We start from the raw sequence: 1,019 nt of genomic DNA, 5'->3' as shown, positions 1-1,019 counted from the left end.
CATCGGCATTCGGATCGATTGCTATCGCATTGGCCGTGTCGATCGCCGACTGCAATTGCGCTTTGGAACCAATCGCATACAGTCCGTCTCCATTGCCTTCCTCTGCTGCATCGTACTTAGCCTGAGCACTAGCGATCAAAGCATTCAAGAGCGACTTATCTACAGGAATACTAGGTACAGTTATTTGTATCTCGCGGGAAGCTCCGCCGACCTGCAGCTCATTCCCCTGTGCATTGGCAATCACAACATGGTCTACAGAAATTGTCGTATTGGTTGCCTGGGTTACAGATTTGGCCTTAAATTGGATTGTGAGCAAATCACCTTGGGCAGGCACGTTCGCACCCGCGCTAGCAGCCACAATACGAAGTTGTCCTGGAGCTGTTTCTTTAGGATCGAAGACTTTGAATCCTTCTATCAGGGATGTCACCGAATCGAATTGCACACTTGCAGGGTCATACTTCAGTGTGAAATCTTGCCCATACACTTGCTGGTATACACTTTGCGTAACATCGGCGAGTCCCATCGTCAGAGTGAAGGTTTGGCCAGAAAGTACCTGCTGTACACCTGTCAATGTAGACTTTGGTGTTGCTGGCGCTGGCGGTGCCACCAACTCAAACCAGTTAAGATTCCATCCGCCTACTTCTACGCGCAGCCTTATCGTATGGCTGCCGGCATTAAAGGAAACTTCGTCGGATACGGTCGTCCAATTCTGCCAACCCCCGGTTGACGGCAACGATGTTATTTTTTGAGAAACACCATCTACAAGGAAATTGACTTTGCCTGTATTGTTTACTGCTACCCTGTAATTTAACTTATAGAGTCCTGTCTCTGGCACATTAACAGTGTAGTCCATCCAGTCTCCTGGATCTGTCCATCCTACATTCTTTGTACCCTCAGAGCTATCCTCTGTCTGAATCCCAGACATAGCAACATAATTTTCCGCTTCCACCTTGACAAATGATTGTACAGACACGCTGATGCTTGTTGTCAATGGCACGTTGTTGGGATTTGCTACCCCT

At 48.1% G+C, this 1,019-nt stretch carries 1 protein-coding gene; it reads right to left on the bottom strand.

From position 1 onward, the window contains the following. Positions 1-1,019 (bottom strand): carbohydrate-binding protein (locus GC098_RS39905; RefSeq protein ID WP_246358507.1); only part of this gene is annotated, 1,019 nt, incomplete at both ends.

Origin of the sequence: Paenibacillus phytorum (assembly GCF_013141715.1) — a bacterium.
GTDB classification, from domain to species: domain Bacteria; phylum Bacillota; class Bacilli; order Paenibacillales; family NBRC-103111; genus Paenibacillus_E; species Paenibacillus_E phytorum.
Note: the sequence above shows the minus strand (reverse complement) of the source record. Positions and strands in the feature narration are given on the sequence as shown.